Raw genomic sequence first — 20,092 nt, 5'->3', positions numbered from 1 at the left:
ATCAAGGCGTCGTGGCATTCCTGTTCACAGCAACATCAAAGACAGCAAAGCGGACATAGCGACATGAAGAACCTTTGGAATGATGGCGAGGCGGAAAAGCTCGTTGCCGACTATGCGAAAAAGGGCGTTGCCCGCGACCTCGCGCTGCGCGTCTACACGACCCGGCTGCTCGGCGGCGAGCCGCGGCTGGTCCTGCATGGTGGCGGCAACACCTCCTGCAAGACCAAGGCGACCGACCTCGTCGGCGACGAATGGGACGTGCTGTGCGTCAAGGGCAGCGGCTGGGACATGGGCGTGATCGAGCCGCAAGGACTGCCGGCGGTGAAGATGGGCGCGCTCTTGAAGGCGCGCGCTCTCGCCAGCCTCGCCGACGAGGACATGGTGGCGCTGCAGCGGGCTAACCTGATCGATCCTGCCTCGCCCAACCCTTCGGTCGAGACGCTGCTGCACGCCTTCCTGCCACACAAATTCGTCGACCACACCCATTCGACCGCGATCCTCGCCATCGTCGACCAAGAAGACAGCAAGGCGCTGATCAAGACGGTGTTCGGCGACAGAATGGGTTACGTGCCCTACATCAAGCCAGGCTTCGACCTGGCCAAAGTGGCGGCCGACGTTTACGACGCTGACCCCAGTGTCGAAGGCCTGATCCTCGACAAGCACGGCATCTTCACCTTCGGCGACGACGCCAGGCAGGCCTATGACCGGATGATCCACTATGTGAACGTGGCGGAAGACTACGTCACCAAGCATGGCAAGCCGCAGCCTGCGAAGGCAGCGCTGCCGGCAAAGCTCGCAACGCCGGCTGCCATCGCACCGACGCTGCGCGGCGCGGTGGCGGTATCGCGTGGCGAAGGCCGCTTCGATCGCATGATCAGCGATTTCCGCACCTCGGACGCGATCGTCGATTTCATCAACTCGGCCGGCATTGCAGACTACGCCGCGCGCGGTGTGTCGACCCCCGATCTGTCGATCCGCATCAAGACCGGGCCGATGGCGGTGCCGGCGCCGGACGCCGACAAGGCCGGCGACTACAAGGCCGTCATCAAGAGCCATGTCGACGCCTTCGCCAAGGAGTATCGCGCCTATTTCGAAACCAATGACGCGCTGGATGATGTCAAGCGCACCATGCTCGACCCGATGCCGCGGCTGACGCTGGTGCCGGGCCTCGGCATGTTCGGCCATGGCCGCACGCTGAAGGATGCGAAGATCGCGTCCGATGTCGGCGAGATGTGGATCGAGGCGGTGCGCGGCGCCGAGGCCGTAGGCAGCTTCCATCCGCTGTCGAAGGCCGACCTCTTCCCGCTCGAATACTGGTCGCTGGAGCAAGCCAAGCTTGCCTCGAACAAGCCGAAGCCGCTGACCGGCCAGGTGGTGCTGATCACCGGCGGCGCCGGCGCGATTGGCGCAGCGACGGCCAAGCTTTTCGCCGCCAACGGCGCGCATGCGGTCGTCGTCGATCTCGACGCGGCAAAGGCTGCAGAAGCTGCCAAGGCGGCCGGTAACAATTCGATCGGCGTCGGCGCCGACATCACCAACCCAGCCCAGATGCGCGCGGCCTTCGACAGATCGGTCGCCGTCTATGGCGGCGTCGACATTCTGGTCTCCAACGCCGGCGCCGCCTGGGAAGGCCGCATCGGCGAACTCGACGATGCCCTGCTGCGCAAGAGCTTTGAGCTCAACTTCTTCGCCCACCAGTCGGCGGCGCAGAACGCGGTGCGCATCATGCTGGAACAGGGCACCGGCGGTGTGCTGCTGTTCAACACCTCCAAGCAGGCGGTCAATCCCGGCCCGAAATTCGGTGCCTATGGCGTGCCGAAAGCGGCGACGCTGTTCCTGTCGAGGCAGTATGCGCTGGATTACGGCGCGCACGGCATCCGCTCGAACGCCGTCAATGCCGACCGCATCCGCTCCGGCCTGTTGACCGACGCCATGATCGCCAGCCGTTCGGGCGCGCGCGGCGTGTCGGAGAAGGAATACATGTCCGGCAATCTGCTGGGACAGGAAGTGACGGCCGACGACGTGGCGCAAGCCTTCCTGCATCACGCGCTGGCCGAGCGCACCACTGCCGATGTGACGACGGTGGACGGCGGCAACATCGCGGCGGCTCTGCGCTGAACATAGAACTGGAGCGGTTTATCGCTTGACCAAAACGGCGAACCGCTCCCGGTCTTGACGGACTCCAAGGGAAAACCGCTTTCGCACGTCGTGCTGAAAAACTGCTTGAGCCGGTCAAAATCCCACTCCAATCCTTTGCTTATTGCTCAACCAGTTTAAGGGGCATCTCGTGTTTCGCATGCGAGCTCCAATCCTGGCCCTTGGTGGAGTTATAGATGGCAGCGAAAAGACTTCGTATCGGCGTGCTCTTCGGCGGACGCTCCGCCGAACATGAGGTTTCGCTGCTTTCGGCAACCAATGTCATGCGCGCGCTGGAGCCGGCGAAATACGACGCCGTTCCCATCTTCGTCACCCGCGAAGGCCAATGGCTGCTAAGCCAATTCAAGGACGGCGCGCTGGCGACGCCGTCTGACGGCACGCAGCTCTGCCTGGTGCCCGGAGGACAAGGACGGATGCTGGCGATCCCCGCCAAGGACGCACCGCACGACCTGCCTGATATCGATATCCTGTTTCCCGTCCTGCACGGACTGCATGGCGAGGACGGCGCCGTGCAGGGGCTGGCCGAGGTGGCGCGCGTGCCGCTCGCCGGCTGCGGCATCCTCGGCTCGGCCGCCGCGCTCGACAAGGATGTCGCCAAGCGACTGCTGAAGGCGGCCGGCGTACCTGTCGCGCGCTCGGTGACGATCGAGGAGGGTGCAGTCCCTCCGCTCACGGCGCTTGAAGACCAACTCGGGCTGCCACTGTTCATCAAGCCGGCACGGCAGGGCTCATCCGTCGGCGTCGCCAAGGTCAACGGCAGTCAGGAATTCGAGCGGGCGCTGGCAGATGCCTTCCAGCATGATCGCAAGCTGCTGGCGGAGGAATTCATTCGCGGCCGAGAGATTGAATTCAGCGTTCTGGAGAGCCCTGAAGGCGAGCTCTTCGTCTCCCGTCCGGGCGAGATCGTGCCGGCGGAAAGCCACGGCTTCTACAACTACAATGCCAAATACGTCGACGAGAATGGCGCGGCATTGATGGTGCCGGCGCAGCTGCCGCCGGAGGTCGAGGCGGCCATGCGCGACATGGCGGCAAAGGCGTTCAGGGCCGTCGGCTGCGACGCGATGGCGCGCGTCGATTTTTTTCTGATGCCGGACATGACGTTCGTGATCAACGAGCTCAACACCATCCCCGGCTTCACCGACATCAGCATGTACGCCAAGGCGATGGCGGCAAGCGGCGTCAGCTATCCGGAGGTCATCGACCGGCTGGTGGCGCATGGGCTGGCGCGCGCCAAGCGGACATGATGAAGGTATAAGCACCCTCGCCAACTCGATAGCGCGGCCACGAACGCGCGCTAATCTCTCAAACGTCGGCGCTGCCCCTCACCTGCCTGCCGGCATCCTCTCCCCGTAGAGTGACGGGGAGAGGGGCGCTGTCATCGCGGGTTTCGCCAATCACCGGCGTTGCAAGAAAGGCGCCGGCGTCGCGGCCAGTTCCCTTCTCCCCGTCACTATACGGGGAGAAGGTGCCGGCAGGCGGATGAGGGGCGGCGCCGACTTCGATAGTCAACAGCCTTGCTTTGCGATCCGAAAGCTTTCGCTGACCCGAACGCTACTTCGCGTTCGGGTTGGGCATCCAGGCCGGCATGGCGACATCGGCATGGGCGAATTGCGGCAGCTTGGCCGACAGGTCTTCCATGTTCTTGATGTCCTTGTCGATCAAGTCTTTCTGGGTGATCAGCGTCGGCGGCACGATGACGTTGTGGCCGGGGTCCTCACCGGCGAGCAGCTGCGCCAGCGCGCGCACCGAGACCTGGCCGACGACGGCCGGGTTGGTGGCGGCGGTGGCGGCCCAGGCACTGTCGGTTTCGCGCATCGCTGATATGTCCGAGGTCGAGATGTCGGCCGAATAGATCTTGATCTTCTTGTTCAATCCCGCCTCGTCGACGGCGATCTTCACACCCTTGGCGAATTCGTCATAAGGCGCGAACATCACATTGATATCGGGATGCGCCTGCAGCACCGAGCGCGCCTGGTTGGCGACCGAGTTGGCGATCGGATTGTCCAGCGTGCCGAACATCGCGACTTCCTTGATGCCGGCATACTTCTTCTTGACGTCGACCCAGGTCTCGTTGCGGCGGTCGAGCGGGGCGATGCCGGCGACATAGACGTAGCCGGCGTTCCAGCTCTCGCTATTGTCCTTGACCGCCTGTTCGAGCGCGAGCCTCGCAAGGTCCTTGTCGGACTGTTCGACTTGCGGGATTTTCGGGTTTTCGACATTGACGTCGAAGGCGACAACCTTGATGCCGGCGTCGACCGCGCGCTGAGCGGCGTCCTTCATCGATTCCGTCAGGCCGTGCTGGATGATGATGCCCTGCACGCCAAGCGCAATGGCCTGGTCGACCATGTCGGACTGAAGGGCCGCATCCTGGCGGCTGTCGAGCACGCGCAAATCGATGCCGAGCGCCTTCGACTGCGACTCGACGCCCGAGAGATAGGCCTGGAAGAAATCGCCGGTCGAGAGATAGCGCACCAGCGCGATCTTGACGCCCGGCTTGTCGAACGGCGCCGGCTTGTCGGCGGCAAGAGCCGGGACCTGCATCAGCATTGTTGCGCCGGCCAGTCCGAGCGCGACCTTCCCCAGAAGTCTTCTTGTGATGTTCACGTTTTTTCCTCCACTTGTTGAACCCAAAACTGTTCCGGCAGCCGTTCTATCTCCTGCCCCGGCCGGAAAGGGCGAAGGTGAAGACAAGGGCGACGACGAGAACCACGCCCTTGACGAAATCCTGCGTGTAGTAAGGCGCGTTCATCATCGTCAGGCCTTGCAGCAAGATGCCGACGAACAGCGCGCCGACGGCGGTGCCGAAGGCGTTCGGCTTGGCGGCGCCGAGCACCGCGTAGCCGATCAGCGCCGCGGCAACCGCATCGAGCAGCAGATTATTACCCGAGGCGATGTCGCCGCGTCCAAGCCGTGCGGCGAGCAAAATACCGCCGATCGAGGCAAAAACTCCTGAAATGACGTAGGCCCAGATTTTGTATGCCTTGACAGGCGCGCCGGCGAGTTCGGCGGCGCGTTCATTGGAGCCGACGGCATACATCATGCGGCCGAAACGCGTGTATTCGAGGAAGAACCAGATCAGCACGGCAAGCACGATGAGCACGACCACCGAGACCGGGATGAGGTTCGGAATGAAGAAGTCGAAGCGGTGGCGGCCAAGCGCCAGGAAGGCGTCGGCAAATTTGCCGTTGGCGACGGAGCCGTCAGGCATGGTCATGCCGGTGGCAATGGAGCGGCCTTCGGTCGGGATGCGCTGCAGGCCGACGAGCAGGAACATCATGCCGAGCGTCGCCAGGAGATCGGGCACGCGCATATAGACGATCAGCCAGCCATTGATCAGGCCCACAATGGCGCCAATGAGCAGACAGACGACGACGGCGACGACGACGTTCTGCTCCAGCACCACCATGACATAGGCGGCCGCCATCATAGCTGAGGTCGCAACCGAGCCGATCGAGAGATCAAAGCCGCCGACAACCAGCGTGGCGGTGACGCCGAGCGCCAGCACGCCGGTGATGGCGACCGACTGGAAGATGAAGACGGCACTTTGCGGCGAGACGAAACCGTCGGCGGCGATGGCGAAATACGCGATCAACCCGAACAGAAGAACAATGAACCCATAGCGGATGGCGTAGTCGCGCAACGTCATTCAGCGCCCGCCGTCTTTACCCACCTCAAACCCATGCGCTCCATTCCAATTCCCATAGTTCTTTGCTCAGGCCGCGCTGTGCAGCGGCCCGCCCGCGACCTCGGCGAGCAAGCGGTCGAGATCGACATCGTCATTGCGGTGCTCGCCGACGATGGTCTGCTCCGACATCACCAGGATGCGGTCTGCCGTCTCAAGGGCTTCGTCGAGTTCGGTGACGAAGAGCAGCGTGGCGCGGCCATTGGCGCTGGCCCTCAGCTTGGCGGCGATGTCGCGCCTGGCCGAGATGTCGACGCCCTGGAACGGCTCGTCGAGGATGAACAGTCTCGCGTCCTGCGCCATCCAGCGCGCCACCATCACCTTCTGCTGGTTGCCGCCCGACAGCGTGGTCATTTCATCCTTCTCGGAACGGCAGACGATGCCGAGGTCCTCGATCTGGCGGCGGGCCGTGGCACGCTCGAGGCCGCGCTTGAGAACGGCAAAGCGCGACATGCGCTTATGGAAGGGAAGGCTGATGTTTTCCTGGATACTGAAGCCACCGACAATGCCGTTTTCGCCGCGGTCCTTGGCGACCAGGAACACGCCGGCGGCAATGGCTTCGCCCGTTGTGTCAGGCGCATAGGGCTTGCCGTTCAAAGCCATCGTGCCCGCGAGCGGCTTGCGCAGGCCAAACAGCGTCTCGGCCAGTGCGGTCTTGCCGACGCCGACGAGGCCGGTGACGGCAACGACCTCGCCATCGCCTAGCGTCAGCGAGATCGGCCGGGCGCTCGGCGCGATGCGCAGGCCCTCGATGGTCAGGACCGGTTTGGCCGAATTTCTCGCTTCGATCCGGTCGAGATGGATCTTGCGGCCGAGCATGGCGTTGACCGCGCCTTCATAGTCGAGCGGCTTGGTATCGAAGACGCCGGAGACGACGCCATCGCGCATCGAGACGATGCGGTCGGCCAGCCGCCTGATATCCGACATGCGGTGCGAGATGTAGAGGATGGCGACGCCCTGCTCGCGCAGCCGATCGAGCAATGAAAACAGCCTGTCGGCCTCGGCGCTGGACAGCGACGAGGTCGGCTCGTCGAGGATCAGCACTTTCGGCTGGTGCGCCATGGCGCGCGCGATCGCCACCATTTGGCGGTCGGCCAGCGACAGATCGCTGACGCGGGCCCTGAGGTCGATGGCGAGTCCCATGCGGTCGGCGACCGCCCTCGCCTCCCGGCGCACGCGGCCAGGGTTGAACAGCAGCGGCGCGCCTTTGCCACTCAACCGGTCGAGCGTCAGATTGGTGGCGACATCGAGATCGGCGACAACGCCGTCATTGATATTCTGGTGCACGGTGACGACACCGGCGCGGATCGCTTCGGCCGGCGTGTTCGGCGCGAAGTTATCGCCGGCAAGGTGCATGGTGCCGCCGGCATGGTCGTAGACGCCGCTGATGATTTTGACGAGGGTGGACTTGCCGGCGCCATTGGCGCCCATCAGCACGGTGATCTCACCGGCATGCAATTGGAGCGAGACGCCGCCAAGCACCTCGATATGGCTGAAGGACTTCCTCAGGCCGTCCACACGGAACACGGCATCATTGCCCATTCGTTCCTCCCTGACGATGACGCTATGGGCTACATCGTCAATTGTCAACTCGATTGACAATTGCCAGACAGCTTCCTAGCTTGGCCCCGCCGCCATCGCTCCACTATGATCGGAGCGACCAAGCGCGAGGGTGAGGAATGACTGGGAAATTGCCGTTCGAAGCACTGTCGGTGGAGACGCTTGCAACGCGCCTCGGCGCGAATGAAGCGCTGTGCGCCAGGATTGGCAAAGGCCCCTGGAAGGTGCGCGAGGTCGGCGACGGCAACCTGAACCTCGTCTTCATCGTCGAGGGCGCCTCGGGCGCGGCCGTGGTCAAGCAGGCCCTGCCCTATGTCCGCCTGGTCGGCGACAGCTGGCCGCTGCCCTTAAAACGCTCCTTCTTCGAATATCACGCCCTGATCCGCCAGGAGGCGCGCGCGCCGGGCTCGGTTCCGGCGATCTACCATTTCGATGAGGCCCAGGCGCTGATCATCATGGAATATCTGGCGCCGCCGCACATCATCCTGCGCCGCGCCCTGATCGACGGCCGCCACCTGCCGAACATCGCAAGGGACATCGGCCTGTTCATGGCCCGCACTTTGTTTCGCGGCTCCGATCTCTCCATGCCGACCAAGGACCGCAAGGCCGACCTGGCGCTGTTCGCCGACAATGTCGAACTCTGCGGCATCACCGAGGACCTGGTGTTTTCCGATCCTTATTTCGACGCCAAGCTGAACCGGCATACCTCGCCGCAGCTTGACGGCCTGGTCGCCGAGCTACGCGCCGACCGCGACCTCAAGGTCGAGGCGCAGCGGCTGAAGCATATCTTCGCCGCCAATGCGGAGACGCTGCTGCATGGCGATCTGCATTCCGGCTCGATCATGGTCACCGATACCGAGACAAGGATGATCGATCCGGAGTTCGCCTTCTACGGTCCGATGGCCTTCGACGTCGGCATGCTGCTCGCCAATTTCTGGATGTCCTACTTTTCGCAGCGCGGCCATGAGCAGAACGGCAAGCGCGACGCCATGCGCGCCTATCTGCTCGGGGTGACGGCGGAGACATGGGCGGTGTTCCGTGCCGAGTTCTCGGTTCTGTGGCGCACAGAGCGCACCGGCATGCTCTACCAGAAGAGCCTGTTCGAGGATCAAGGCGACATCCTTGCCTCGGAGCAGGCGCTCGACCACGTGCTGCACCAGATCTGGACCGACCTGCTCGGCTTTGCCGGCATCGAGGTGCACCGGCGCATTCTCGGCCTCGCCCACAATGCCGATTTCGAAACCATTGCCGATGAGGATCTGCGCGCCAGTTGTGAGGCCAAGGCGTTGAAATTCGGACGGCACATCGCCGTCAACCGGCGCCAGATCCTAGGCATGGACGAGGTCAACACTCTGGCCACGCTGATCGAACGGGAGCGCAGGATTTGAACGTTGGCGAGCGCCACTATCGCACCATCTGGCTGAGCGACGACAAACGTTCGGTCGAGATCATTGACCAGCGCTGGCTGCCGCATGAGTTCCGGGTGGAAAGGATCGGCAGTGTTGCCGGCATCGCCACCGCGATCCGCGACATGTGGGTGCGCGGCGCGCCGCTGATCGGTGTTACCGCCGCCTATGGCGTCGCCATCCAGATGGCGGACGACCCTTCGGACGCAGCGCTCGACGCGGTGTGGGAGACGCTGCACAAGACGAGGCCGACAGCGATCAATTTGCGCTGGGCGCTGGACGAGATGCGGCGCTCCTTGAAGCCGATCGCACCCGAGCAACGCGCCGAGGCCGCGTACCGGCGCGCCGCCGAGATCGCCGACGAGGATGTGGGTTTAAACCGCGCCATCGGCGAGAACGGCCTGAAGATCATCAAGGAGATCGCGGCGCGCAAGAAGCCGGGCGAGCCGGTCAACATCCTGACCCATTGCAATGCCGGCTGGCTGGCGACGGTCGACTACGGCACCGCGACCTCGCCGATCTATCTTGCCGTCGAGGCCGGCATTCCGGTCCATGTCTATGTCGACGAGACACGGCCGCGCAACCAGGGTGCCCAGTTGACCGCCTGGGAGATGGCCGGCCATGGCGTGCCGCACACGCTGATCGTCGACAATGCCGGCGGCCATCTGATGCAGCATGGCGAAGTCGACATGGTGATCGTCGGCACCGACCGCACGACGGCCAATGGCGATGTCTGCAACAAGATCGGCACCTACCTCAAGGCGCTTGCCGCCGCCGACAATGACGTCCCCTTCTATGTCGCCCTGCCGTCGCCCACCATCGACTGGACGGTGGGGGACGGGCTGGCCGAAATCCCGATCGAGGAGCGGTCGGGTGATGAGGTGTCGCTGGTCTGGGGCAAGACGGCGGACGGCAGAATAGCGCAGGTGCGCGTGTCGCCGGAAGCGACGCCGGCGGCCAACCCGGCTTTCGATGTGACGCCGGCGCGGCTGGTGACGGGGCTGATCACCGAGCGCGGCGTGGCCAAGGCTTCGCGCGAGGGGTTGAAGGCGATGTTTCCCGAGCGGGTTAGCTGATCTCCCCCCTCGTGGGGGAGATGGCCGGCAGGCCAGAGGGGGGCGCTGTCCCGCCAGCGTGTCGGCACTTGGATTGGCCCGCCAACTTTTCTGGTCCGGTGGCCTTCGCGAACGAGACAGGCCGCGATCCTTCGCGCCCCCCTCTGCCCTGCCGGGCATCTCCCCCACGAGGGGGGAGATCAGCCAATCGCCAATTGACAGCCCCCCTCCCGCCCCTCCATATCTTCCCCGTTAATGTTCTCAGGGCGGGGTGAAAGTCCCCACCGGCGGTAAGAGTCTCGGCTCAAGCCCGCGAGCGCCTCCTGGCAACAGGAGGGTCAGCAGATCCGGTGTGATTCCGGAGCCGACGGTTAAAGTCCGGATGGAAGAGAACGAAACGGAAGACGGACCGCTCGTGCGGGCCGGATTTCGTATCGTGCGTCCTGATTCTGGTTCGAAACGGAAGGATGGACCCATGAATCAGCATACCCCAAGACACCAAGAAACTGTTCGCATCGCCCTCGTTCGCGCGCGCTGGCACGCCGATGTCGTCGACCAGTGCGTACAGGCCTTCGAGGCAGAGCTTGCCGTGCTCGGCGGCGGGCGCTTCGCCGTCGATGTGTTCGACGTACCGGGCGCCTACGAAATCCCTCTGCACGCGAAGACACTGGCTACGACCGGCCGCTACGCCGCGATCCTCGGCACCGCCTTCGTCGTCAATGGCGGCATCTATCGCCATGATTTCGTGGCCGGCGCCGTGCTTGACGGCATGATGAATGTGCAGCTGTCGACCGGCGTGCCGGTGCTGTCGGCGGTGCTGACGCCGCACAATTATCATGACAGTGCCGAGCATCACCGCTTCTTCTTCGACCACTTCACCGTCAAGGGCAAGGAAGCGGCCAATGCCTGCCTGCAGATCCTGGCGGCACGGGAGCTGATCGCGGCATAAGATGCGCCAAAGCAGCCTGATTTCAGCCCTGCAACAAGAATTGCGCCCTCCATAGCCGCTGACGGTTGCGGTTCTGGCGAAATCCGGCCAGAAGCATCTGGGCTGGCAACCGGCCGGCCCGCGACGTTGCGCTTGAAACCAGATACGGGAGACTATTGGGTGGCTCGCATAACATTGAGACAATTGCTCGACCACGCCGCCGAATACGGCTACGGCGTACCCGCTTTCAACATGAACAATATGGAACAGGGCCTCGCCATCATGGAGGCGGCCGAGGAGACCAAGTCGCCGGTCATCCTGCAGGCGAGCCGCGGCGCGCGCGCCTACGCCAATGACGTCGTGCTGGCCAAGCTGATCGACGCGCTGGTCGAAATCCACCCCGACATTCCGGTCTGCATGCATCTCGACCATGGCAACAATGAAGCGACCTGCGTCACCGCGATCCAGTACGGCTTCACCTCGGTGATGATGGATGGTTCGCTGAAAGAAGACGGCAAGACGCCGGCCGACTACGCCTACAATTCCGGCATCACCAAGCGCGTCGTCGACATGGCGCATTGGGGCGGTGTCTCGGTCGAAGGCGAGATCGGCGTGCTCGGCTCTCTGGAAAGCGGCGGCGGCGAGCAGGAAGACGGCCACGGCGTCGAAGGCGCGATCAGCCACGACCAGCTGCTGACCGATCCGGAGCAGGCGGTCGAGTTCGTCAAGGACACCCATGTCGATGCGCTGGCGGTGGCCATGGGCACCAGCCACGGCGCCTACAAATTCTCACGCAAGCCGGACGGCGCGGTGCTGGCGATGAACGTGATCGAGGAAATCCACCGTCGCCTGCCCAACATGCATCTGGTGATGCACGGCTCGTCCTCGGTGCCGGAGGACCTGCAGGAGATCATCAACAAATATGGCGGCCAGATGAAGCCGACCTGGGGCGTGCCGGTGGAAGAGATCCAGCGCGGCATCAAGCATGGCGTGCGCAAGATCAACATCGACACCGACAACCGGATGGCGCTGACCGGCGCCATCCGCAAGGTACTGACCGAGAATCCGAGCGAGTTCGACCCGCGCAAGTATCTGACGCCGGCTATGGCCGCCATGCGCAAGCTCTGCAAGGAGCGCTTCGAGCAGTTCGGCACGGCCGGCAACGCGCAGAAGATCAAGCCGCTGCCGGTTGCTGAGATGGCCAAGCGGTATAAGTCGGGCAGCCTCGATCCAAAGTTTGGGTGAGCTGACGTCCCCTTCCCTTCCCCCCCCTTGTGGGGTGAGCAGCCGGTTCGCCAAAGGCGAATTCATCGTGCCAGTGGCACGATGAAAGGCCGGCGAACGCCGGGACGCTGCGAAGCAGCGGGGACCCGGCAGGGCACTTTGGCCATTGACCACCCGGCCCTTCGCAGGCTCAGGGCGTTCGAAGCTCGAAAAGCCAAGCAATTGGCTTTTCGTCTGCTACGCAGACCGCTTCTCACCCCCGCGCAAAAACTCGATCACCATTGCCGCTGTCCAGGTGAAGCGGCCGCCACCTAGTGGTTCGCCGGTGAGCGGGTCGTAATATTCGGCAAAGCCGCTTTCGCCGATCAGGTCGAGGCTGGACTGCGTGATGTGTTGCGCGACATCGCCATGGCCGGCAGCAGTGAGCCCGTCGGCGATCATGTAATTGACCACCAGCCAGACCGGACCGCGCCAGTAGCGCTTGGCGTCGAGGCGCGGGTCGTCGGGATCGTGCGAGGGCAGGACATAGCGCGCCTTTCCGGCAAGGCGCTCGACGCGTGCCGCGAGCGCCGCCGCGCGAGGTTCTGGAATCGCCGCAAAGGCGGCCAAAATGCCGCCGACGGAGGCGCTGTCGATCAGCTTGCCGGTGGTGCGGTCTAGACAGAGATACTGGCCGTGCGCCTCGCTCCACAGCCGCTCCATTGCCGCCAGACCCTTTCGGGCACGGCCGCGGTTGGCTTCGGCGATCTCCGTTTCGCCCAGCGCATCGGCGAGATCGGCTAGATCGGCTGAGGCGCGGATCAGAATGGCGTTGAAGCCGGGATCGACGACCTGAAATGGCGAGGCGTCGTGCAGCCTGGCATTGTCCCAGCCGAGTGCACGAAAATGCTGCAGCAGCCAGAGATAGCGGTCGTATTGCGCCTTGGTCGGGCGGTGCGCCGGATCGGCGTGCAGAATGTCGCGGCGGGTGTAGGGCTCGACGCCTTCGGTCGGCACGCGCTCGAAGGCATCATCCCAGTCGATCGAATTGTCGCGGCCGGATTCCCAGGGATGGATGATGGCGACCAGCCCGTCGCCTTTGGGGTCGCGGTTCTCATAGAACCAGCGATGCCAGGCGTCGATCTTCGGCAGCAGCGCATGCGCCCGTTCCGCCGCCAGCTTCTTGTCCGTGGCGCGGTCGAACAGGCGGCGGACGGCAAAGCCGGCGACGGCCGGCTGCGTGATGCCGGAGGTCGCGGTCGGGCGATTGGTTCGCCACACATCGGGCCCGGGAAAATAGCCGTCGCTCCAGACATGGAAGACGATGTGCGGCACCATGCCGTCCGGCCATTGATGGGCGAACAAAGTGTCGATCTCGGTCCAGGCGCGCGCCTCGTCGTAGTGGGCAAGACCCAGTGCGGTCAGGCAGGAATCCCAATTCCACTGGAAGGGGTAGAGACCCCTGGTCGGGATGGTGTAGGCGCCTTGGTCGTTTTCCCTCAGCACCTCGACGGCGTGGGCGATGGTTTCGTCGACGGCTAGAGAAGTCATGGACGGCATTCGTTCCTTAAAGGGCGTTGGTGGTTTCGGGATCGAACCAGCGGACGCGATCGGGCTTGGGCGCCAGCCGCAGCTGCTCGCCAACCTTGACGCTCGCATTCGATTCCAGGATGGCGCGGAACAGGCCGCCCTCGACATCGCAGGTGACCAGCGTGTGTGGCCCGAGCGGCTCGATGACCCGCACGGTGGCATGCAGCCCTTCGCTGCCGGCGTCGACATCCTCCGGCCGGATGGCGAACTCGATTTTCTGCTTGTCCGATTTCGGACCGGGCAGCGTCAGCCCGGCGACGCTCCAGCTGCCGTTGCCGGCCTTGGTTGCCGGGATGAAATTCATCGGCGGATTGCCGATGAAGGAGCCGACGAAACGGGCGGCCGGGTTGCGGTAGACCTCGACCGGCGACGCGGCCTGGACGATGCGGCCCTGATGCATGACGGCGATGCGGTCGGCGAGGCTCATCGCCTCGACCTGATCGTGAGTGACATAGATGGTGGTCGTCTTCGACGCCGCGAGCACGCCCTTGAGCTCGGCGCGCATTTCGAGCCTGAGCAGCGCGTCGAGATTGGACAGCGGCTCGTCCATCAGGATGACGTCCGGCTCCATGGCGAGCGCACGGGCAACCGCAACCCGCTGACGCTGGCCGCCGGACAGCTGACCCGAATAGCGCTTCAGCAATTGCTCGATATGCATGAGCTCGGCGGTGCGGTTGACGCGGCGCTCGACGTCGGCCTGCGGCAGCTTCTTCATGCGCAGGCCGAAGGCGATGTTTTCGAACACGGTCAGATGCGGAAAGACGGCATAGTTCTGGAACACCATGGCAATGCCGCGCTCGCGCGGCGGCAGATGGTCGACGCGGCGGCCACCGATCCAGACCTCGCCCTGGCTCGGCGTCTCCAGCCCGGCGACGATGCGCAGCAGCGTGGTCTTGCCGCAGCCGGAGGCGCCGAGCAGCACCATGAATTCCTGGTCAGCGATGGCGAGATTGACCTGATGCAGCGCGGTAAAGCCGCCGAAGCGCTTGGCGACGCCCTTGATCGCGATTTCAGCCATGAGCCTTCTCCGTGTCGCGTGTCATCGGTTGGCGATCCCCCACATGGCGAACAGATATTTGCGGACGGCGAAGATGAAGATCAGCGCCGGCACGACCAGAGCCGCGCCGCCGGCGAATTTGAGGTAGAGCGGCGACTCGCCAAGGCTCTGCAGAAGGAAAGCGGTCAGCGTGCGGTTCTCGATGGTGAGCACGGCGGCCGCAAACACCTCGTTCCAGGAGATGGTGAAGGCGAACACCGCTGACGCCGCGATGCCGGGCAGCGCCAGCGGCAGGATCACCTTGCGAAACGCCTGCAGCCTGGTGCAGCCGAGCGTCCAGGCGGCCTCCTCCAGTTCGACCGGAATGCCTGAGAACAGTGAGAAGGTGATCAGCACGGCGAAGGGCAGCGCCAGCGTGGTGTGGACCAGCGCCAGGCCGATCGCGGTGTCGTCGAGGCCGGTGCGGATGAACATCACCGCCAGCGGCAGCGCCAAGAGCGGAAGCGGGAAAGCCCGCGTCATCAGCACCAGGAAACGGAACGTGCCCTTGCCCGGGAAATCGAAGCGCGACAGCGCATAGCCAGCCGGAGCGCCGAAGCCGATCGACAGGATCATCGTCAGCGTGGCGACCAGAACCGAGTTCCACAGCGCCCTGGCGACGCCGGCGAAATTGATGAAGAACGACAGGCTGCCGGTATCGAAGGCGGGGAAGAAGCGCTTGGGGAAGGCTGTCACTTGTTCGGGCGACGACAGCGCGTTGACGATCAGGAGATAGATCGGCAGCAGCACCCAGACGCCAAGCAGGATGACGGTGGCGATCAGCAGCCAGTCGCCGGCCTTACGGGCATCGGCGCTTGCGGCGGCTGGGGTTTGCGTGACCGCACTCATATGCGCGCCTCCTTGGGCACGCGTAGCACCCTGAGGAAGAACAGCGTGAATCCGATCGAGATGGCGAGAATGAGCAGCGCCGAAGCGGCGGCGACATTGCGGTCCTGCAGCGTGAATTGCCAATTGTAGGTCTCGCCCATCAGCACCGGCAGATTGGTGCCGCCAAGGGCGGCGACGACGGCGAAGACCTCGAAGGCGAGGATGACGCGCAGGATGATCGCCGTCTGCAGGCTCGGCCGCAGCAGCGGCAGCGTGATGCGGACAAAACGCTTCCACGGGCCGGCACCGAATACTTCCGCGGCTTCGTAATATTCCTTGGGGATCAGTCCCATGCCGGCGACGAGGATGACCATCATGATGGCGGTGGCGCGCCAGATCTCGGCCAGCGCCACGGCGATGAAGATGGTGAGCTTGCTCTGATAGCCGAGGAACATGATCGGCCTGTCGACAACGCCGAGGTGGGCAAGCAGCGTGTTAAGGAAGCCCGACTGGTCGAAGATGGCGAGCCAGATCAGGCCGGCGGCAAGATCGGAAATGCCGAGCGGAATGGCGAAGATATAGAGCGCTGCACTGCGCCCCGTCTCCAGCCGCGACACCACCGAGGCCATCAGCAGCGCCATGACGAGCTGGATCGGCACGACGATGGCCGCGAGCAGCAGCGTGTTGCGCACCGTGACCGGGAATTTCCAGCTGCCGGCCATGGCGCGGAAATTGTCGAGGGTGAAGGCACCGTCGCGGGTCAGCGCCTCGAAGGCGACCAGCACGAACGGGTAGAGGAAGAAGACGCACAGGAATAAGGTCGCCGGCATCAGCAGCAGATAGGGCAGAGCCTTGCCGTGCATGGTGGTGTCCTTTGCGGCGAAGTGGTGCGGTTTGGGCGCCCGGAGTGCAACAAACTCCGGACGCCCCGGCCCTCGGGAGGATTCAGTCTACCGGGCAAGCGCCTTCGGACGGCTTGTCAGGCGCCCAGCAGGGCGCCTTGGCCTGGTCGATGATCGCCTTGAGCGCTGCCGCCTGCTCTTCGAGCACGCCATGCACATCCTCGCCGCCGAGCACGATGCGCTCGAAGGAGTCGGTGTAGACCTGGTTGAACTTGCCGCCGAGATCGCCAAGGCCCATCGGCAACAGCGCCGGCAGCGCATCGGGCGCGCCGGTCATGGTGGCGATCGCCGGGCCGAAGGCCTTGACCGAGGCCGGCATGTCGTCGGGCAGCTTGACGTCGACGACCGGGAAGAAATTGGTCGCTTTCAGCGTCGCGATCTGCGTCTCGGGCTTGAGCATATAGGCGACCAGCGCCTTCGCCTTGTCGACATCCGGCGAGGTCTTCGGGATGGCGACACCGGCAACCACCGGCATGAAGCCGCGACCGGCAGGACCCGCAGGCGCCGGGAAGGCGACAAACTCGTCCGGCTTCTGGTTGAAGGCATCGGCAAGCCGCGCGACATGGTCGAACGCCACCCACACTTCACCCGACAGCAACGGCTCCTGCATGAAGGCATAGTTGGTCGAATTCGGATTGGTGTACTGCCAGAGCTCCTTGAACTTGTTCCAGGCGGTCTCGGCCTCCGGCGAACGGAACTTGGTCACCATCGAACCGGTGTAGGACGGATAGAGAAAGCCTTCGAAGAAACGGTGCTTCAGCCCCTTCGGGCCGGCGGGAAAACCGAATTTCGGCGAGCCGGTTTTCTCGGCGATGTTCTTCGACCATTCGATCAACTGGTCATAGGTGATGGTGTTGAGATCGACGCCTTGCGGCAGATATTGCAGCGCCTGCTTGTTGGCCGCCATCAAATAGGTGGCCTGCATCCACGGCATGTATTTCTGCTCACCGGTGCCGAGCGTGCCGAGCTTCTTGTAGGCCTCGTTGACCTTGACGCCGCCGACATCGACAGCGGACAGATCGACAAGGTTGGCGCCGACGGTGGAGAAGTCGCCATGCAGGCCGCCAAGCAACCCGATCGTGCCGGTGCCGGCCTGCAGTTCGGCCTGCAGGCGGGTAAGCCAGGGACCGTCCTCGGCGACCTGATAGTCGACGGCGCCGTCAAAGCCTTTCAGCACCGCGTCGCGCATCTTCTGGGTTTCCTCGACCGGGCGCGCCTGCGTCGACCAGAACAGCACCTGCTGAGCCTGTGCGCCGCCGGCGGCAAACGACAGCGCCAGCGCGGCGCCCGCCAATGTCCTCAACATCTTCATCATGGTCTTCCTCCCTGGGTATGCGCCGTCGTTGCGACGTCAGCTTCTTGTCTGCGGTGCTGGGCCGTGGCTCGCCCGCGGCACCAGCGTCGGCCGGATCAGCCGCGTCAGCGGCGCGGCAGGCCGTTCGGCGATGACGGTGAGCAGCATGTCGGCGATCTCGCGCGCGCATTGGCGGATCGAGGCGTCGAAGGTGGTGAGGCCGGGCGGCGCATAGGCCGAGGCAACGACATTGTCGAAGCCGATGATCGACAGATCGCGCGGCACGGTCAGGCCGGCGCGGGCCGCCTCCTCCATCACCGTCAGCGCCAACTCGTCGAAAAGGGCAATGACAGCGGTCGGCCGGTCCGGGCCTTGCAGCATGCGGTTGATCGCCTGGATGCGGGCGCCGCGGTCGAAGCGCGGCGCCGTCGCCACGTCGAGACGCACCGATGGATCGCCGCGGCGGCCGATGGCGGCGGCAAGGCCATCCTGCCGCAGATGCCGGAAGGTCATTGGCTCGGAAATCGTCACCAGGCCGAAATGGCGATGGCCGAGATCGTAGAGCATGTCGAAGGCCTCGCCGAAGGCGTGCGCGCCATCGGTGTCGAGCCAGTTGTAGGCAAAGTCGCTGTCGAGCAGGCGGCCGTGGGCGACGAAGGGAAAGCCACGCTCGCGCAGATAGGCGAGCCGTTCGTCGACCTCGGCGATGCGGGTGACGACGACGCCGTCGGCGCGTCCGGATTCGACGACATGGCGCAGCACCGACAGTTCGGAATGGCCAAGGGCCGCGGTGGCGAGGATGAGGTCGGCGCCATGCGACACGAGCCCTTCGCCAAGCCCGGTGACGAACTCGCCGAGGAAGGAATCGACCAGGTTGGGGCCTCTGACCGGCAGCACCAGTCCGACGAAGCCGCTGCGGCCGGAGACAAGCGTGCGCGCTGCGGTGTTGGGGACATAGCCGGCCTGGCGCGCCGCTTGCGCAACGCGCTCGCGGGTTTTCAAGGCGATCTGCTCATGCCCGGCAAGGGCCCGCGACACCGTCGTGATCGACAGGTCAAGGCTCGCCGCTAGCTCCTTCAGCGTGGTGACGCGGGTTGGCAACCGTTCCTCCCGAAACGAAATGTTGAAACGTTTGTAATGCCCTCTCGGAAAATTGCAAACGTTTTAAATCGTCACCATGCCGAGGTGCCAATTTGCGAAATAGCTCTCAAAACGGTTGGATAAAAAAGGCCGGGCGCAAAAGCTGCCCGGCCAAAAGAAGGTCAAGAACCTTCAGAGGGGAACACCGTCCAGCGGAATGGGAGGAGACCGCCGAACGATAATTCCTATATGCGCGTATTCGCGGCGGTTGGCGACGGATAGCTTTCTAAAACAGCCGCCAGATGCAGAAATTTGTTCCTGCCGCCAATGGGCTCAAACGGCCGACGCGCCGGTCTCCAGGAGATCGGCATAGTGCCGGCGCGCGACGTCGGGATGCGAGCGCAGGCGGCTTTTCAGCACATTGGTTCCGACATTGCGAAACAGCGGATTGTCGGGATCGCTGGCCGGTCCGCGCGCCTCGGCCGCCAGTTCCTCCGGCAGGTCGAGCAGCGGGATGGTCGCGTCGAGCCGGGCGCTGAAGAAGAAGGGAACCGAGATCCGCTCGACGCCGGCCGGCGGCGTCACGACACGGTGCACGGTTGCCCGGAGATAGCCGTTCGAGGCCAGTTCGAGCAGTTCGCCGATGTTGACCACCAGCGTATGGGGGAGCGGATCGACATCGACCCAGCTGCCGTCATATTCGACCTGCAGGCCCTTGGTATCGTCCTGCAGCAGAAGCGTCAGGAAGCCGCCATCCTTGTGCGCGCCGACGCCCTGGTCGTCGCCGGTGGCGTCGCGGCCGGGATAACGAACGATCTTCATGCGATGGTTGGGCTCATTGCGGTAGATCGGATCGAAGGCGTCCTCGGCCTGGTCGAGCGATAGAGCGAACGCCCTGAGCAGACGGATCGCCACGGCGGTGGCCTTGGCCTGCCATGCCAGCAGCGCCGGCTTCAGTTCGGGCAGTGCAGACGGCCACTGGTTCGGCCCTTGCAACCGAGTCCAGGCGGGCACGCCGGGGCCTTGCGGGATGGCCGGGCGTTCGACGCCGATGTCGAGCTGTTCGCGCCAGTCGGCCTTGCCTTTGGTGAGCTCTCCGCCGGCGCGGGTGTAGCCGCGGAACTGCGAGGATTTGACCATTTCGATCGCCAGCTTGTCAGCTTCTGGCAAGGCAAAGAACCGGCGCGCGGCGTCGAGCACCTCGGCGGTATCCGCAGCCGATATGCCGTGGCCGGTCAAATAGAAGAAGCCGACGTCGCGCGCGGCCGTGCGCAGGTCGAACAGAAACGTTCGCTGCTCCGAGGCGCCTTGTTCAAGACGGCTGAGATCGAGCACGGGTACGATCCTGGGCATGGTCAAGCTCCTTATTTG

At 64.2% G+C, this 20,092-nt stretch carries 16 protein-coding genes and 1 riboswitch; of the genes, 6 read left to right on the top strand and 10 right to left on the bottom strand.

Annotated features, from left to right (window positions below; all coding sequences use genetic code 11):
• The first annotated feature begins 63 nt into the window (after positions 1 to 63).
• Together JQK88_RS26605 and JQK88_RS26600 are read left to right on the top strand one after the other, a co-directional pair.
• Positions 64 to 2,118 (top strand): bifunctional aldolase/short-chain dehydrogenase, encoded by a 2,055-nt coding sequence (locus JQK88_RS26605; RefSeq protein ID WP_192256080.1) that lies wholly within the window; start codon positions 64 to 66, stop codon positions 2,116 to 2,118.
• A 215-nt stretch (positions 2,119 to 2,333) separates the two neighbouring features.
• Positions 2,334 to 3,401: a D-alanine--D-alanine ligase family protein gene (locus tag JQK88_RS26600; protein ID WP_203279957.1), complete on the top strand. Its 1,068-nt coding sequence runs from the start codon at positions 2,334 to 2,336 to the stop codon at positions 3,399 to 3,401.
• Positions 3,402 to 3,708: 307 nt separating this feature from the next.
• Here JQK88_RS26600 and JQK88_RS26595 read toward each other — a convergent pair whose 3' ends face one another.
• The 3 genes from JQK88_RS26595 to JQK88_RS26585 form a co-directional block, all read right to left on the bottom strand.
• Positions 3,709 to 4,761, bottom strand: coding sequence for a substrate-binding domain-containing protein (locus tag JQK88_RS26595; protein ID WP_203279956.1), 1,053 nt, complete (start codon positions 4,759 to 4,761; stop codon positions 3,709 to 3,711).
• 46 nt (positions 4,762 to 4,807) lie between these two features.
• Positions 4,808 to 5,803, bottom strand: a complete 996-nt coding sequence (locus JQK88_RS26590) for an ABC transporter permease (protein WP_142869906.1) — start codon at positions 5,801 to 5,803, stop codon at positions 4,808 to 4,810.
• Between the two features lie 66 nt (positions 5,804 to 5,869).
• On the bottom strand, positions 5,870 to 7,381 hold the full coding sequence (locus JQK88_RS26585) for a sugar ABC transporter ATP-binding protein (protein WP_203279955.1): 1,512 nt from the start codon (positions 7,379 to 7,381) through the stop codon (positions 5,870 to 5,872).
• A gap of 137 nt (positions 7,382 to 7,518) precedes the next feature.
• Between JQK88_RS26585 and mtnK the strand changes: the two genes are divergently transcribed.
• The 4 genes from mtnK to fba all read left to right on the top strand — a co-directional run bounded on the left by mtnK (position 7,519) and on the right by fba (position 12,033).
• Positions 7,519 to 8,787, top strand: coding sequence for an S-methyl-5-thioribose kinase (mtnK, locus tag JQK88_RS26580; RefSeq protein ID WP_203279954.1), 1,269 nt, complete (start codon positions 7,519 to 7,521; stop codon positions 8,785 to 8,787).
• The gene (gene mtnA / locus JQK88_RS26575) at positions 8,784 to 9,881 is read left to right on the top strand and encodes an S-methyl-5-thioribose-1-phosphate isomerase (protein WP_203279953.1); all 1,098 of its coding nucleotides are present in this window, start codon (positions 8,784 to 8,786) and stop codon (positions 9,879 to 9,881) included. The genes mtnK and mtnA overlap by 4 nt, the downstream gene beginning before the upstream one ends.
• Before the next feature lie 232 nt (positions 9,882 to 10,113).
• Positions 10,114 to 10,258, top strand: a riboswitch (FMN riboswitch).
• A 77-nt stretch (positions 10,259 to 10,335) separates the two neighbouring features.
• On the top strand, positions 10,336 to 10,809 hold the full coding sequence (locus tag JQK88_RS26570) for a 6,7-dimethyl-8-ribityllumazine synthase (RefSeq protein WP_203279952.1): 474 nt from the start codon (positions 10,336 to 10,338) through the stop codon (positions 10,807 to 10,809).
• Positions 10,810 to 10,968: 159 nt separating this feature from the next.
• Positions 10,969 to 12,033, top strand: coding sequence for a class II fructose-bisphosphate aldolase (gene fba / locus JQK88_RS26565; RefSeq protein ID WP_013532928.1), 1,065 nt, complete (start codon positions 10,969 to 10,971; stop codon positions 12,031 to 12,033).
• A 216-nt stretch (positions 12,034 to 12,249) separates the two neighbouring features.
• On the opposite strand, the gene JQK88_RS26560 is transcribed toward fba, so the two are convergent.
• From JQK88_RS26560 to JQK88_RS26530, 7 genes are all read right to left on the bottom strand, one after another.
• Positions 12,250 to 13,542: an amylo-alpha-1,6-glucosidase gene (locus JQK88_RS26560; protein ID WP_203279951.1), complete on the bottom strand. Its 1,293-nt coding sequence runs from the start codon at positions 13,540 to 13,542 to the stop codon at positions 12,250 to 12,252.
• Positions 13,543 to 13,558: 16 nt separating this feature from the next.
• The gene (locus tag JQK88_RS26555; RefSeq protein WP_203279950.1) at positions 13,559 to 14,599 is read right to left on the bottom strand and encodes an ABC transporter ATP-binding protein; all 1,041 of its coding nucleotides are present in this window, start codon (positions 14,597 to 14,599) and stop codon (positions 13,559 to 13,561) included.
• Between the two features lie 21 nt (positions 14,600 to 14,620).
• Positions 14,621 to 15,466 carry a carbohydrate ABC transporter permease gene (locus JQK88_RS26550; protein WP_192256064.1) on the bottom strand — a complete coding sequence of 282 codons (846 nt, stop codon included), beginning with the start codon at positions 15,464 to 15,466 and terminating at the stop codon, positions 14,621 to 14,623.
• Entirely contained in the window at positions 15,463 to 16,308 is an 846-nt protein-coding gene (locus JQK88_RS26545; protein ID WP_192256062.1) for a carbohydrate ABC transporter permease, read from the bottom strand. The genes JQK88_RS26550 and JQK88_RS26545 overlap by 4 nt, the downstream gene beginning before the upstream one ends.
• Positions 16,309 to 16,390: 82 nt before the next feature.
• Positions 16,391 to 17,662: an ABC transporter substrate-binding protein gene (locus JQK88_RS26540; protein ID WP_192256060.1), complete on the bottom strand. Its 1,272-nt coding sequence runs from the start codon at positions 17,660 to 17,662 to the stop codon at positions 16,391 to 16,393.
• 36 nt (positions 17,663 to 17,698) lie between these two features.
• Positions 17,699 to 18,742: a substrate-binding domain-containing protein gene (locus JQK88_RS26535; RefSeq protein WP_192256058.1), complete on the bottom strand. Its 1,044-nt coding sequence runs from the start codon at positions 18,740 to 18,742 to the stop codon at positions 17,699 to 17,701.
• 312 nt (positions 18,743 to 19,054) lie between these two features.
• Entirely contained in the window at positions 19,055 to 20,074 is a 1,020-nt protein-coding gene (locus JQK88_RS26530) for an isopenicillin N synthase family dioxygenase (protein ID WP_192256056.1), read from the bottom strand.
• Positions 20,075 to 20,092: the final 18 nt, after the last annotated feature.

Source organism: Mesorhizobium caraganae, from assembly GCF_016836705.1.
Taxonomy (GTDB): domain Bacteria; phylum Pseudomonadota; class Alphaproteobacteria; order Rhizobiales; family Rhizobiaceae; genus Mesorhizobium; species Mesorhizobium caraganae.
The sequence above is the reverse complement of the archived record's forward strand: the minus strand, read 5'-3'. Positions and strand labels throughout refer to the sequence as shown.